At 70.5% G+C, this 12,477-nt stretch carries 15 protein-coding genes and 1 tRNA gene; 9 read left to right on the top strand and 7 right to left on the bottom strand.

What is annotated here, in order from left to right:
* Positions 1–70: 70 nt before the first annotated feature.
* Positions 71–1,198: a CaiB/BaiF CoA transferase family protein gene (locus tag AC07N1_RS21610; RefSeq protein WP_494673661.1), complete on the top strand. Its 1,128-nt coding sequence runs from the start codon at positions 71–73 to the stop codon at positions 1,196–1,198.
* A 242-nt stretch (positions 1,199–1,440) separates the two neighbouring features.
* Positions 1,441–2,391 carry a YihY/virulence factor BrkB family protein gene (locus AC07N1_RS21605; protein WP_494673660.1) on the top strand — a complete coding sequence of 317 codons (951 nt, stop codon included), beginning with the start codon at positions 1,441–1,443 and terminating at the stop codon, positions 2,389–2,391.
* Here the strand turns inward: AC07N1_RS21605 and AC07N1_RS21600 are convergent.
* The 3 genes from AC07N1_RS21600 to AC07N1_RS21590 are packed head-to-tail and all read right to left on the bottom strand — an operon-like array spanning position 2,363 to position 4,238.
* Positions 2,363–2,593 (bottom strand): sulfurtransferase TusA family protein, encoded by a 231-nt coding sequence (locus tag AC07N1_RS21600; RefSeq protein ID WP_058349802.1) that lies wholly within the window; start codon positions 2,591–2,593, stop codon positions 2,363–2,365. The two genes, AC07N1_RS21605 and AC07N1_RS21600, sit on opposite strands and share 29 nt — an antisense overlap.
* Positions 2,590–3,324, bottom strand: coding sequence for a pseudouridine synthase (locus tag AC07N1_RS21595; protein ID WP_494673659.1), 735 nt, complete (start codon positions 3,322–3,324; stop codon positions 2,590–2,592). Before AC07N1_RS21595 ends, AC07N1_RS21600 begins: the two co-directional genes overlap by 4 nt.
* On the bottom strand, positions 3,321–4,238 hold the full coding sequence (locus AC07N1_RS21590; protein WP_494673658.1) for a class I SAM-dependent methyltransferase: 918 nt from the start codon (positions 4,236–4,238) through the stop codon (positions 3,321–3,323). Before AC07N1_RS21590 ends, AC07N1_RS21595 begins: the two co-directional genes overlap by 4 nt.
* Before the next feature lie 146 nt (positions 4,239–4,384).
* Between AC07N1_RS21590 and AC07N1_RS21585 the strand changes: the two genes are divergently transcribed.
* Positions 4,385–4,936, top strand: coding sequence for a cysteine hydrolase family protein (locus AC07N1_RS21585; RefSeq protein WP_494673657.1), 552 nt, complete (start codon positions 4,385–4,387; stop codon positions 4,934–4,936).
* Between the two features lie 22 nt (positions 4,937–4,958).
* Here the strand turns inward: AC07N1_RS21585 and AC07N1_RS21580 are convergent.
* Positions 4,959–5,048 (bottom strand) — tRNA-Ser (locus AC07N1_RS21580).
* A gap of 135 nt (positions 5,049–5,183) precedes the next feature.
* Here AC07N1_RS21580 and AC07N1_RS21575 point away from each other — a divergent pair.
* From AC07N1_RS21575 to AC07N1_RS21555, 5 genes are all read left to right on the top strand, one after another.
* Positions 5,184–6,122 (top strand): septal ring lytic transglycosylase RlpA family protein, encoded by a 939-nt coding sequence (locus AC07N1_RS21575; RefSeq protein WP_494673656.1) that lies wholly within the window; start codon positions 5,184–5,186, stop codon positions 6,120–6,122.
* 181 nt (positions 6,123–6,303) lie between these two features.
* Positions 6,304–6,933 carry a dTMP kinase gene (gene tmk, locus AC07N1_RS21570; RefSeq protein WP_494597023.1) on the top strand — a complete coding sequence of 210 codons (630 nt, stop codon included), beginning with the start codon at positions 6,304–6,306 and terminating at the stop codon, positions 6,931–6,933.
* Complete coding sequence (locus AC07N1_RS21565; RefSeq protein WP_494673655.1) at positions 6,930–7,937, top strand: DNA polymerase III subunit delta'; 1,008 nt, start codon at positions 6,930–6,932, stop codon at positions 7,935–7,937. Before tmk ends, AC07N1_RS21565 begins: the two co-directional genes overlap by 4 nt.
* 4 nt (positions 7,938–7,941) lie before the next feature.
* The gene (locus AC07N1_RS21560; RefSeq protein ID WP_494673654.1) at positions 7,942–8,721 is read left to right on the top strand and encodes a TatD family hydrolase; all 780 of its coding nucleotides are present in this window, start codon (positions 7,942–7,944) and stop codon (positions 8,719–8,721) included.
* Positions 8,718–9,533, top strand: a complete 816-nt coding sequence (locus AC07N1_RS21555; RefSeq protein ID WP_494673653.1) for an MBL fold metallo-hydrolase — start codon at positions 8,718–8,720, stop codon at positions 9,531–9,533. The genes AC07N1_RS21560 and AC07N1_RS21555 overlap by 4 nt, the downstream gene beginning before the upstream one ends.
* Before the next feature lie 11 nt (positions 9,534–9,544).
* Here AC07N1_RS21555 and AC07N1_RS21550 read toward each other — a convergent pair whose 3' ends face one another.
* Together AC07N1_RS21550 and AC07N1_RS21545 are read right to left on the bottom strand one after the other, a co-directional pair.
* The gene (locus AC07N1_RS21550; RefSeq protein WP_494673652.1) at positions 9,545–10,123 is read right to left on the bottom strand and encodes an NUDIX domain-containing protein; all 579 of its coding nucleotides are present in this window, start codon (positions 10,121–10,123) and stop codon (positions 9,545–9,547) included.
* Positions 10,124–10,177: 54 nt separating this feature from the next.
* Positions 10,178–10,663 carry a hypothetical protein gene (locus tag AC07N1_RS21545; protein ID WP_494673651.1) on the bottom strand — a complete coding sequence of 162 codons (486 nt, stop codon included), beginning with the start codon at positions 10,661–10,663 and terminating at the stop codon, positions 10,178–10,180.
* Positions 10,664–10,940: 277 nt separating this feature from the next.
* On the opposite strand from AC07N1_RS21545, the gene AC07N1_RS21540 reads away from it, so the two are divergent.
* Positions 10,941–11,705, top strand: coding sequence for a hypothetical protein (locus tag AC07N1_RS21540; protein ID WP_494673650.1), 765 nt, complete (start codon positions 10,941–10,943; stop codon positions 11,703–11,705).
* Here the strand turns inward: AC07N1_RS21540 and AC07N1_RS21535 are convergent.
* Positions 11,702–12,112, bottom strand: a complete 411-nt coding sequence (locus AC07N1_RS21535) for a hypothetical protein (protein WP_494673649.1) — start codon at positions 12,110–12,112, stop codon at positions 11,702–11,704. The two genes, AC07N1_RS21540 and AC07N1_RS21535, sit on opposite strands and share 4 nt — an antisense overlap.
* Positions 12,113–12,477: the final 365 nt, after the last annotated feature.

Here is a 12,477-nt window from a genome sequence, read left to right as displayed (position 1 = left end):
GCCGGGCTTGCCTGACCGAGCGTCAGCCGGGTCCTACTGGCGCCGACAGAACAGAAAACGGGAGGAACGCATGGGCCAGGGACCGCTGTCGGGACTGAAGGTGCTGGAGTTCGCCGGGATCGGCCCGGGGCCGTTCTGCGGCATGCTGCTGTCGGATCTCGGCGCCGACGTCGTGCGGATCGACCGCAAGGGCTCGGGCCGCTCTTCGCCCGCCGACGTCACCGCCCGCGGCCGCCGCTCGGTGGCGCTGGACCTCAAGCAGCCCGCCGCCGTCGAGACCTGCCTTAAGCTGATGGAGACCGCCGACGCGGTGTTCGAGGGCTTCCGTCCGGGCGTGATGGAGCGCCTGGGCCTGGGTCCCGACGTCGCCCTGGCCCGCAATCCCAGGCTGGTCTACGGCCGCATGACCGGCTGGGGGCAGACCGGCCCCTACGCCAAGGCCGCTGGCCACGACATGAACTACATCGCCATCACCGGCGCCCTCGACGCCATCGGCACGGAGGACAAGCCGATCCCGCCGCTGAACCTGGTCGGCGATTTCGGGGGCGGGGCGCTCTATCTGGCCTTCGGCCTGCTGGCCGGCGTGATCCATGCGCGCGAGAGCGGCCAGGGCCAGGTCATCGACTGCGCCATGAGCGACGGCGCGGCCTCGCTGATGGCCATGTTCTACGGCTTCAAGGCCATGGGCATGTGGCGCGAGGGCCGGCGCAGCAACCTGCTCGACGGCGGGGCCCACTTCTACGACACCTACCGGTGCGCCGACGGCAAGTGGGTGTCGATCGGCTCGATCGAGCCGCAGTTCTATCTGCTGCTGCTGGAGAAGACCGGGATCACCGACCCGCACTTCCAGGCCCAGATGAGCCGCGAGGACTGGCCCGCCCTGCGCGAGAAGCTGGCCGCCGTGATCGCGACCAGGACCCGCGACGAGTGGTGCGAGCTGATGGACGCCACCGACGTCTGCTTCGCCCCGGTCCTCTCCATGGACGAGGCCCCCGACCACGCCCACAACAAGGCCCGCGAGACCTTCGTCGAGGTCGCCGGCGTTATCCAGCCCGCGCCCGCGCCGCGCTTCTCGGCCACCCCCGGCGTCATCCAGGGTCCGCCGCCGAAGATCGGCGCCGACAACGCCTCGGCGCTGTCGGACTGGGGTTTCGATGGCGCGGCCATCGCCGCGCTGGAGGCGTCGGGAGCGCTGTAGGGGCGAGGTTTCGTCGCCCTCGCCAAACTGACAACCGCGTTCAGATGCGGTTCAGGCGGCGAGTCCTAATTTTCACCTGTAACCGGCCGCTGCGCCAACCCGTCCCTCGATGTGGCGTCCGGTTCAGGCAAGTCCTGCGGAGACGCGTCGCTTTCCCTGAGGCGGCGCGTCTTTGACTGTTTGACGACAAGCGGAGCCGCCAAGGGTTGCTTCACCGCGCGACGGCAGGCAGTTTCCGGCGGATGCAGCCCCCCAAGGCCCCCATCCGCTGGCGAGACCTCGATCTCGACCCAATCCACTGGATCCAGGAAATTCTCCGCGTCCTCGGCCTGGCCCTGTCCCGGCTGTGGGGGCGCGACGTCATGCTGTATGTCGGCGGCGTCTCGTTCTTCGCCCTGCTGGCCGTGTTTCCGGGCCTGGCCATCCTGATCGGGCTCTACAGCCTGCTGCTGGATCCCAGCACCGCCGCCCGCCAGGCCGACGCCCTGGCCTTCATGATGCCGACCGGCGCCCGGCCGATCTTTCAGAGCGAGATGCAGCGTCTGGCCCATGCGCCGGTCTACACCGTCTCGCTGCAGAGCCTCGTGATCCTGGTCATCGGCGTCTACGCCGCCCATCGCGGCTTCAAGGCCCTGCTGGCCGGCCTGTCGTTCATCCATGACGAGGAGGACCAGCGCGGCTTCTTCGGCTTCAACCTGATGGCGCTGTTCGTGCTGATCGCGGCCTTCGGCCTGCTGTTCGCCATGTCGGGCATCTTCCTGACCTTCCGGCTGCTCTCGAGCACCCTGAACCTGCGGCCGCTGGAGGGCGTATCCTGGATCCAGAGCGAGTGGACCTGGGCGACCCTGGGCCTCGTCTTCGGCATGACCCTGATCTACCGCTACGCCATGTCGCGCGCGCCGGTCGGCTGGCGGGCCTCGATCACCGGCGGAATCGCCGCGGGCCTGTTCTGCGTGTTCATGTCGTGGGCCAGCGCCTTCTATGTCGAGAAGGTGGCCCATCTGGGCGCGACCTACGGCTCGATCTCGGCCGTGATCATCTTCCTGATCTGGCTGTCCTGGAGCGTCAACGCGGTGTTCTATGGCGGCGCCCTGGCCACCGAGGTCGAGATCGCGCTCGACGAGCGGCCCCAGGCCCTGCTCGACGGCCCCAAGGCCATCGGCCTCAAGGCGCCTTCGTCACCCGAAAGCTGATCGCGCCGGAGGGCAGGTCCTCGACCCCCTCCAGCGTCGCCCCCAGCTGGCGGGCGAAATGCGGCACGTCGATGCGGGCCAGCGGGTCGTCGGCCAGCAGCCGCACCGTCGCCCCGGCCGGGGCGTGCTCCAGCGCCCGGCGCAGCCGCAAGGTCGGCACGGGGCAGCGATGCCCCCGGGCGTCGACCTCGATGTCGCTCACGAAAACACCTGCTCGGCCTCTTCGGCGGAGAGGATCCGATACTTGCCGGGCTCCAGATCGTCCGGCAGCACGATCCCGCCGATCCGCTCGCGATGCAGGGCGACCACATGGTTGCCCATGGCCGCGAACATCCGGCGCACCTGGTGGTAGCGACCCTCGGTGATGGTCAAACGGGCGGTGGTCTCGTCGACCACGTCCAGCTGCGCCGGCAGTAGGGGCTTTTCCTCGCCCTCCAGCATCAGGGTCCCGCTGGCGAAGGCCTCGCCCTCCTTGCCCGACAGCGGCCGGTCGAGGCTGGCCAGATAGGTCTTGGCCACATGCCGCTTGGGCGAGATCACCCGGTGCAGGAAATCGCCGTCGTCGGTGATCAGCAGCAGGCCCGAAGTGTCCTTGTCCAGCCGCCCGACGCTCGACAGCGCCGGATCGCGCACCTGCCAGCGGCGCGGCAGCAGGTCGTAGATCTTGGCCCCGTCCTCCCGATGCGAGCAGACCACGCCCAGCGGCTTGTTCATAAGTAGCACCAGGGGGGCGGGCGGATCGACCGGAACGCCGCGGATCATCAGGTGCTGGGGCAGGTCGGCGGTCACTGCGATGCGCTTGCCGGCGTCCTTCAGCGGCAGGCCGTCGAAGGTCACCTTGCCCGCCGAGACCAGCGCCTGCACCTCGCGCCGCGCGCCATAGCCCAGATTGGCCAGCAGCCGATCCAGGCGCGCCATCAGCGGCTTGCTCATTTGACGGCCTCGAAGACCTTGAAGCCGTTCTGGTCGACGGCCGACCGCACGCGGGTGAAGTGCTCGCCCAGCACCGCCTCGTAGGGCAGGTGACGATTGGCCACGAGCCACAGGACGCCGCCCTTGCGCAGCAGGGCCGCAGCCCCGCGAATGAACGCCTGGCCCAGCGCCTTGTCCTCGCCGCCGCCTTCATGGAACGGGGGATTGGAGACCACGAAGTCCAGGCCCGAAAGCTCCGGCAGACCCAGCCGCACGTCGGCGTGCGAGAAGCTCACCCGATCGTCGCCGACATTGCGCCGCGCGGCGTCCAGCGCCCGGCGGTCGATGTCGATGAGGGCCAGCTTCGTCACCTTGGGCGAGGCCAGCACCTGGTGGGCCAGCACCCCGATGCCGCAGCCCAGGTCCGCGCCGGCGCCGGAGAAGGCGGGCAGGGCGCTCATCAAGAGGGCGGTGCCGGTGTCGAGGCGATCCCAGCTGAACACGCCCGGCTGGGTCCACAGGCCCTCGCCGTCGATGCGGCGCGGCGCGCCCTCGGCCAGGGCTTCGGCTAGGCCGGTCAGGGTTTCAGGGCGCAGGGTGATGCAGATGCGGTGGTGACGGCGGGCGTCCTCGCCGATCTTGCAGCCGAACGCCTCCAGCTCCTTCTTCAGCCGCAGGCCGCCGCGATCCTTGGGCGCGGCCACGGTCAGCCGGCCGCCGGGCTTCAGCGCCCGCAGCATCTGGGCCAGCACATAGCGGCGCTCCACGGCGCCGGCCGGGGCCAGGGCCACGAAGGCGTCGAGCGAAGCGTCGGCCAGGCCTTCCAGCGGCTCGGCGCCCGGCACGGTGGGAGCCGTCTGGATCGCGCCGCGCGGCGTCTCGATCACCTCGCGCGGGGGAAAGCCATAGACGGCGGCGGAGGTGGTGTCGGTCATGGGGAAAGGATCTTGGTCGCGGGACTTGAAAGGTCGGGAAGGGGCGTTGGTTACCTTGGCGAGGCCCCGGAAGCCAGAGTTTCAGACGGAGGCGCTTCGAAGCCGGCCCGGTTGCGCGCCGCGAGGCGGGCCATCAAGCTGGCGTCATGACCACGCCGGCCCTCATCCTGATCGACATGCAGCGCGCCATGCTGCCGGAGAACACCGGCCCCCGGGACAATCCCGGCGCCGAGGACAACATCGCCCGCCTGCTGGCCGCCTGGCGCGAACACGGCCTGCCGGTCGTGCATGTGCGCCACTTCAGCCGCTCGCCCGACGGCGCCTTCCAGCGGGGCGAGCCCTCATCCGAGTTCCAGCCGCGGTTCGAGCCCCTGCCGTCCGAGCACCGCCTGGAGAAGTCCGTCCCCGACGCCTTCGCCGGCGGCGAGTTGGCGCCCTGGCTTAGGTCGCGCGATCTTTCCTCGCTGGTGATCGTCGGGGTCAGCACCAGCAACTCCGTCGAGGCCACGGTGCGCGCCGCCGCCTGCCAGGGCTTCGACGTCACCGTGCCGGGCGACGCCTGCTTCACCTTCGACAAGGCCGACCTGCACGGCCGGATGCGCCCCGCCGAGGAGTGGAGCCTGTTCAGCCTGTCGAACCTGCATGGGGAATATGCGGTGGTCGCAACGACAGCCGAGGCGCTGGCCTCGGCGTCGTGAGGCGACGCATCTGAAGAAGGGGTGGCGGACAGGGTGGGATTCGAACCCACGGTAGGCTTCCACCTACGGCGGTTTTCAAGACCGCTGCCTTAAACCACTCGGCCACCTGTCCGGAGCGGGCGGCTATATCAGCGCTCGTGCTTCGGCTCCAGAACGATCTGTCGCAGGCATCCTTAACCAAGCCTAAAAACATCTGAACGAAGCTGAGACCACGATGGGGGACGACCATCCGGAGTTTTGGCGACGCATGCGGCGCACCTACAGTTCTGAAATCCGCGCGCTGAAGGTCCTCGGGCTGACGGCGCTGGGCGCTGCGGGCCTGGCCGCCTGCGCGACGCCGTCTCCGCGCCTGCCGATAAACAAGCCGGTCGCCAGCAGCTCGCCCGACCGCGAATATCACGGCCCGCCGCCGCCTGGTTACGGCCAGGGCCTGCGCGGCACCGAGAAGCCCTATCAGATCAAGGGTATCTGGTACTATCCGAAGGCCGACCCGAACTACGACGTGGTCGGCACCGGCTCGTGGTACGGCGAGCAGTTCCACAACCGCCGCACCGCCAACGGCGAGCTGTTCGACATGGACCTGCCGTCGGCGGCCCACAAGACGCTGCCCCTGCCGTCCATCGTCGAGGTGACCAACCTCGACAACGGCAGGAAGATGCGCGTGCGCGTCAACGATCGTGGCCCGTTCGTCGGCGACCGCCTGATCGACCTCTCCAAGGCCGCGGCCGACGAGCTGGGCTACAAGGGCAAGGGCCTGGCCCGGGTGCGGGTGCGCTATATCGGCCCGGCGCCCAAGAGCGCCGTCGACCAGCCCCGCCGCTTCGCCGCCATCCCGGCCACCCCGCCGCCGTCCCAGCCGGCCTATCGCGAGATTCCGCGCGAGACGGCCGCGAATCTCTATGACCAGCCGGCCGACGCTGCGCCGTCGCGCGTGGTGAAGGTCGACGTCCCGTCCAGCGGCGCCTATCGCGTCCAGGCCGGCAGCTTCGCCAACCGAGAAAACGCCCAGCGCGCCGCCGATCGCCTGGCTTCGGCCGGCCGCGTCACCGTCGAGCCGATGGATCGCGGCGGCGGCACGCTCTACCGCGTCGTCGTCAACTGCGGCGCCGACGAGGGCGAGGCCTGGGGCGTCCGCGACCGCGTCGCCTCGCTCGGCTTCGGCGACGCCACGGTGCTGCGGCCCTAGCTCGAGCTAACCTTCTCTTCCGTAAAACCCCCGCGAAAGCGGGGACCCAGGCGTTTTATCGTCGAGCGCCCGCGTTTCAGAAAAAGCCTAGGCCCCCGCTTTCGCGGGGGTTTTACGGTTCGGTGTGGAACCCACCCAACCAGGTCTGGACAAGCCCCGCGTTCCAGCCGATTTGAGGCCGGTGACCCGCGGAACTTTCATCAGCTTCGAAGGCGGCGAAGGCGCCGGCAAATCCACTCAGGTGCGCCTGCTGGCGCAGCGGCTGGAGGCGCTCGGCCACGAAGTCGTCGTCACCCGCGAGCCGGGCGGCAGCCCTGGCGGCGAGGCGATCCGCGAACTGCTGGTGCACGGCGCGGCCGACCGCTGGTCGCCGGTGACCGAAACCCTTCTGATGTACGCCGCCCGCCGCGACCACGTGGAGCGGGTGATCCGTCCCGCCCTGGACCGGGGCGCGGTGGTCGTCTGCGACCGCTTCGCCGATTCGACCCGCGCCTATCAGGGCGCCGGCGGCGATGCGCCCGCGTCCCTGATCGCCAGCCTGGAAGAGCATGTGCTGGGCGCCACGATCCCGACCCTGACCCTGGTCTTCGACCTGCCCGCCACCGTGGGCCTCGAACGCGCCTCTGCGCGGGGCGGCGCGGCGCGCTTCGAATCCAAGGGGCTGGACTTCCACGAGCGGCTGCGCGCCGGCTTCCTGGAGATCGCCCGCCGCGAACGGGATCGCTGCGCGGTGGTCGACGCCACCGCCACGATCGAAGAGGTCTCGCAAGCCGTCTGGGAGGCCGTGTCAGAGCGGCTGGACCTGGCATGAGCGACGCGCCTCCGCATCCGCGCGACGTCTTCTCGCTCGACGGCCAGGACAAGGCCGAGGCCGCGTTCATCGACGCCCTGGGCCGCGGCCGTCTGCACCACGCCTGGCTGCTGACCGGTCCGGAAGGCGTCGGCAAGGCGACCCTGGCCTATCGCATGGCCCGCCGGCTGCTGGGCGCGCGGCCCGATCCGGCTTTCGGCCTGCTGGGTTCTGCGCCGTCGGACTTCATCAGCCGCCAGGTGGCGGCTCGCTCGCATCCAGACCTGATGGTGCTGGAGCGCGCCACCGACGACGGCAAGGCCCGCAAGTCCATCCCCGTCGACGAGGCCCGCCTGCTGCCCGGCTTCTTCGCCAATTCGCCGGCGTCCTCGCCCTACCGGGTGGCGATCATCGACGCCGCCGACGATCTCAACGTCAACGCCGCCAACGCGGTGCTGAAGACGCTGGAGGAGCCGCCGGCGCGCGGCGTCATCCTCTTGATCAGTCATTCGCCGGGCAAGCTGCTGCCGACCATCCGCTCGCGCTGCCGGCGCCTCGCCGTGCCCGCGCCGGGCATCGAGCGCGCCGCCGACATGGTCGAGCACCGCCTGGGCCTCGACCGCCGCCAGGCCGAGCGCCTGGGCCGCATGGCCCACGGTGCGCCGGGCAAGGCCCTGCAGCTGGCGGCCGCCAAGGCCCTGGACGCCGACGACACCGCCGGCGAGATCCTGCGCAAGCTGCCCGAGATCGACGAGGCCGCGCTGCTGGCCTTGGCCGACACCTTCAAGGGCGCCGAAGGCCAGGCCCGTTTCGAGCTGCTGTTCGAGCGCCTGGCCGACCAGATCCACGCCATGGCGACGGGCATGGCCGGCGACCGCACGCCCGCCGGCCTCGACCGCTGGGCCGGCGCCTGGGAGCGGCTGATCCGCTGGCCGATCGAGGCCGAGGCCGTGAACCTCGACCGCGCCGACGTGTTCTGGACGGCGATTGCGGACTTGCGCGCCGCCGCCAAGGCCGCCATCTGACCGCATGCTCATCGACAGCCACGTAAACCTGCACGCGCCCCAGTTCGCCGAGGACCGCGACGCCGTCATCTCCCGCGCCCGCGAGGCCGGCGTCGAGATGATGCTGACCATCTGCGACAAGATCCCCAACTTCCCGGCCGTCCACGCCATCGCCATGGCGGAAGCCGACATCTGGTGCACGGTCGGCGCTCACCCGCACGAGGCCAAGGACCACGTCGACCTGACGACCGCCCACCTGGTCGAACTGGCCGGCAAGCCCCGTGTGGTAGGCATCGGCGAGACGGGCCTGGATTTCCACTACGATCTGTCGCCCCGCGAGGTGCAGGCCGCCGTGTTCAGGGAACATGTCGCCGCCGCCCGCCAGACGGGCCTGCCGCTGGTGGTTCACACCCGCGAGGCCGACGACGTCATGGGCCAGATCTTGGAGGAAGAGCACGCCAAGGGCGCCTTCAAGATCCTGATGCACTGCTACACCAGCGGCGCGGACCTGGCCCGGCGGGCCGCCGCCCTGGGCGCCTGGTTCTCGGTCTCGGGCATCGCCACCTTCAAGCAGGCCGAGGATGTGCGCGCGGTGATCCGCGACATGCCGGCCGACCGCATCATCGTCGAGACCGACTGCCCCTATCTCGCCCCCGTGCCGATGCGCGGCCGCCGCTGCGAGCCGGCTCACCTGCCGCACATCGTCGACAAGCTGGCCGAGATCCGAGGCTGGACCCGCGCCGACGCCGAAAAGCGCTCGGAGGACGCCTTCTTCGCCCTGTTCGACGCGATACCGCGCCCATGACCGGCGGCCGGCTCGAGTTCACCATCCTCGGCAGCGGCTCCTCGGGCGGGGTGCCGCGCGCCGACGGCAATTGGGGCGACTGCGATCCGGCCGAGCCGAAGAATCACCGCTCGCGCTGCTCGATGCTGGTGCGGCGGCTGTCGGGCGGCGATCCGCGCGGCGACACCACGGTGCTGGTCGACACCTCGCCGGACCTGCGCCTGCAGACCGCCCGGGCGGGCGCCGGCCGCATCGACGCGGTGCTGTTCACCCACGACCACGCCGACCAGGCCCACGGCCTCGACGACGTGCGGCCGTTCTTCCTCAATCACCGCTTCCGAATCCCGACCTACATGGATCCGGCGACCTATGACGGCCTCTTGCTGCGGTTCGGCTACGTGTTCGAGACCAAGGGCGGCTATCCGGCCATCTGCGAGGCGCGCCGGCTGCCGCCGCACGGCCAGGCCTGGAGCGTCGAGGGACCCAGCGGCGCCATCCCGGTGGTCAATTTCGACGTCGACCACGGCGAGATCCGCGCCGCCGGCTTCCGCTTCGGCGGCGTCGCCTACATGCCCGACGTGCTGCAGATCCCCGAGGAGAGCTGGCCTGACCTGCAAGACCTCGACGTCATGATCGTCGACGCCCTGCGCTGGACCCCGCATCCGACCCACGCCAATGTCGAGCGGGCTCTCGGCTGGATCGAGCGGGCCAGGCCCAAGCGGGCGATCCTGACCAACCTGCACATCGACCTCGACTACAACGCCCTGGCCGGCCAGCTGCCGCCGGGCGTCGAGCCGGCCTATGACGGCATGCGCTTCGAGGTCGGGTTCTAGAGCGGGCTTTCCTAGAGCGGTCCGGCGAACAGGTCGGGGCGCTTCAGGCGCAGGGCCTGCAGCAGGATCCGGGTCTTGGCGTCGAACGGCTCGGGGCGTCTCATCTCGGCCCACAGCTCGTCCAGCGGCCGTTCGATGACCTCGATGTCCTCGTGCTCCTCGGCCAGGCCGCCGCCGGCGTGGGCGCGGTCCGCCAGCTGGTACTCGGCCAGGAACAACGCCATGCACTCGGTCGAGACGCCGGGCATGACCCAGATCTCGCCGGCGGGCTGGAGGTCGCGCAGGGACAGGCCCGTTTCCTCCGACGCTTCACGGCGGGCGGCCTCGATCGGGGTTTCGCCCGGGTCGCGCAGCCCGGCCGGCGCCTCCACGATCGCCGGAGCATCGCTCAGCAGCAGCGGGGCGCGCGTCAGGCGTACGACGACGCCCACCCGGCGTTCGGGATCGTAGGGCAGCACCGCCACCGAGGCGCCGTGGTCCTCGACCACGCGCTGGAAGCGTTCGCCGCCTTCGGTCTCGAGGGTCAGCAGATGCAGGCGCAGCCAGCCGGAATAGGCCAGGTCGCGGGCGACGATGCGGGGCGCGGTCATGATCCCTGGATAGGCGAGCCGCGCTGCGACGCCAAGTCGTCTCCAGCCCGTGGGCTAGTGCACCGTCGCCATGCGCGGGGGCGGGGCTTCCTCGACCGGCTCGCCCATCCGCACGGGCAGGGGGCAGCCGTCCAGGGCAAGGGCGTGGTTGAGGGCGCGGGCGAACGTGCCGGCCACCTCCGGCCGGGTCACCAGCGGGGCCAGAAGCCGGGCGGCCAGGCCCGGCGCGGCGGCGGCCAGGCCGCAGGCGGTCACCAGTCGCTGCTCGTCCATGGCGTAGCCGGCGCAGTGCGGGCACTGGATCTGCAACGGCCGGACGAGATCGCTCTCGACCAGCAGCATGGTCTGCATGAACAGCGCCGCCGTGCGCGGCGAGGCGTTGCGGGCGAAGGTCGCGCGGATCGCGGCGTCGGCCGGCTGGCCCTGCAGGCGCAGCGCCGCCCAGGTCCGCACGCCCCACAGCAGCAGGCGCTCGCCGCGCGCCAGGCCTTCCGGCCCGGTGTCCTCGAAGTCCATCTCCAGTCCGCAGGCGCAGCTCATTGAGACCTCCAGGTCGACGGACGAGTGCGGGCGCAAAAGGCGTCCGGCGGAGTGGGGCCCCGCCGGACGCAGGCGATGTCATGGGTGAGGGGAGGGAAACCTGACATCGTTTTGCGATTGGTTCGCAACAAGGTCTAGGTCGCTCGCTGTTGCGAGTCAATCGCATAAAATCATGTGCAGCTTAAGCGATAGTTCGTGCTTCTATCGTCGCTCACCGGTCGCGGAGGGGCGAGGCGGCATGAACCTGTGTGTGAAGCGGTGCGGGGGCGCCGCTCTGTTGGCGGCCGCGGCGACGGTTGCGTCGTGGAGCCAGGCCGGGGCGGCGGCCTGGACCCAGCCCAAGGGCGGCAAGGAGGTCATCGTCAGCCTCCGCGGCCAGGACAGCACCCATGGGTTCGACGCCGAGGGCCGCACGGTCGACATCGTCGACTATCGCAAGACCGAGCTGCAGGCCTTCGCCGAGTACGGCCTGACCGACCGACTCACCCTCGGCCTCCAGGGCTCGGTCCGCCGCCTGCGCACCGCCAACGCCAGCGCCGACGAGCTGGGCCATGTCGAGATCGGCGTCCGCTACCGCCTTCTGGCGCGCGACGGCTGGGTGATGTCGAACCAGACCTCGGTGCGCCTGCCGGGCGGCGACGCCGATCCGGGCGTGGCGCAGAAGGGCTCGCCCGACGCCGAGTACGACAGCCGCCTGCTGGTAGGGTGGAGCGGAACCCTGCGCGGCCGCGAGGTCTTCGCCGACCTTCAGGGCGGCCTGCGCCGCCGCGACGGCGATCCGCCCGACGAGCGCCGCTTCGAGGCCACGCTCGGTGTCAGGCCCAGGGCGCGGCTGATGCTGATGGGCCAGGCCTACGCCGTCTCGTCGCTCGGGGCCGGGCAGGGCGGCTACGAGGCCTATCGCTACCTGAACCTGGAGCTTTCGGCGGTCTACGCCCTGCCGGCCGGCTGGTCGGCCCAGGCGGGGCTCACCGGCACGGCCTCGGGCCGCAACGCCTTGCGTGAACGGGGAGCCGTCGTCGCCGTCTGGCGGCGATTCTAGCTCGCCGGAACCCGGCGGGCCAGTTCCTCCAGCCGGCGGGCCGGGGCGTCGGAGATCGCGGCCCACAGCAGGCGAGCCAGCTCCAGGCGATAGACGGCGGCGTAGCCGGCCGTGAACGGCGAGGTGATGCTGCCGGGCGGCTCTGCGGCCTTGGCCTTGGCGAGATCGCGGCGGGTCAGCACCAGGGCGCGCGGAATGGGGATGTCGCCGCTGCCGGCGGCCACCCAGCGGTCGGCCTCGGCGGCGGCCATGGCGGCGGCCTGGACCAGCGCCCGCGCGCCGCGCATGTCGCCCGGCAGGCCGGTCATGACGGGCGTACTGGCCGCCGGGTCGCGCGCCACCTGGAAGTCGAGGCTGGCCACGCCGCGCTGGAGCGTGACCGACCACTGGTCGTCGGGTTCGTTCATGGTGAACGCTTTAGCCGCCGAGTTGGCCGGCGGGAAGATGCCGACGTATCGCTGTTACACATGGCCGCGAGCTGGGGCCGCGAGCTTGGGTCGCGAGCCTTGGCCGCCAAGAGGGCGCTCCATCGATGTCGCCAGGCGGGCGATGGCGCTCCACCCCTGCGACCTTTTGGCTGGTCGGTGTGAAATTAAGATCTGGTTAACCATGATTGACGCACCCTGTGAGCGTCTTCTTTTTGAAGGCGCCCCACCATCACTCAACTTTTCACAGCCCGGTTTTCGAACCGGGCTGTTTTTTATCTCGAAGGCGCTTGCGCCGAGTCACCGAGGCGGCTATCAACCGCCCTCTCTTGAGAGCGACCTGTTCC

Source organism: Caulobacter sp. GW821-FHT09B11 (assembly GCF_059418205.1).
This window is presented reverse-complemented; position numbering and strand designations above follow the sequence as displayed.

Bases quoted from the DNA above. Each gene is read 5' to 3' on its own strand.
- AC07N1_RS21610 (WP_494673661.1), top strand. From the start codon at position 71: ATGGGCCAGGGACCGCTGTCGGGACTGAAGGTGCTGGAGTTCGCCGGG.
- AC07N1_RS21605 (WP_494673660.1), top strand. From the start codon at position 1,441: ATGCAGCCCCCCAAGGCCCCCATCCGCTGGCGAGACCTCGATCTCGAC.
- AC07N1_RS21595 (WP_494673659.1), bottom strand. From the start codon at position 3,324: ATGAGCAAGCCGCTGATGGCGCGCCTGGATCGGCTGCTGGCCAATCTG.
- AC07N1_RS21590 (WP_494673658.1), bottom strand. From the start codon at position 4,238: ATGACCGACACCACCTCCGCCGCCGTCTATGGCTTTCCCCCGCGCGAG.
- AC07N1_RS21585 (WP_494673657.1), top strand. From the start codon at position 4,385: ATGACCACGCCGGCCCTCATCCTGATCGACATGCAGCGCGCCATGCTG.
- AC07N1_RS21575 (WP_494673656.1), top strand. From the start codon at position 5,184: ATGCGGCGCACCTACAGTTCTGAAATCCGCGCGCTGAAGGTCCTCGGG.
- AC07N1_RS21565 (WP_494673655.1), top strand. From the start codon at position 6,930: ATGAGCGACGCGCCTCCGCATCCGCGCGACGTCTTCTCGCTCGACGGC.
- AC07N1_RS21560 (WP_494673654.1), top strand. From the start codon at position 7,942: ATGCTCATCGACAGCCACGTAAACCTGCACGCGCCCCAGTTCGCCGAG.
- AC07N1_RS21555 (WP_494673653.1), top strand. From the start codon at position 8,718: ATGACCGGCGGCCGGCTCGAGTTCACCATCCTCGGCAGCGGCTCCTCG.
- AC07N1_RS21550 (WP_494673652.1), bottom strand. From the start codon at position 10,123: ATGACCGCGCCCCGCATCGTCGCCCGCGACCTGGCCTATTCCGGCTGG.
- AC07N1_RS21545 (WP_494673651.1), bottom strand. From the start codon at position 10,663: ATGAGCTGCGCCTGCGGACTGGAGATGGACTTCGAGGACACCGGGCCG.
- AC07N1_RS21535 (WP_494673649.1), bottom strand. From the start codon at position 12,112: ATGAACGAACCCGACGACCAGTGGTCGGTCACGCTCCAGCGCGGCGTG.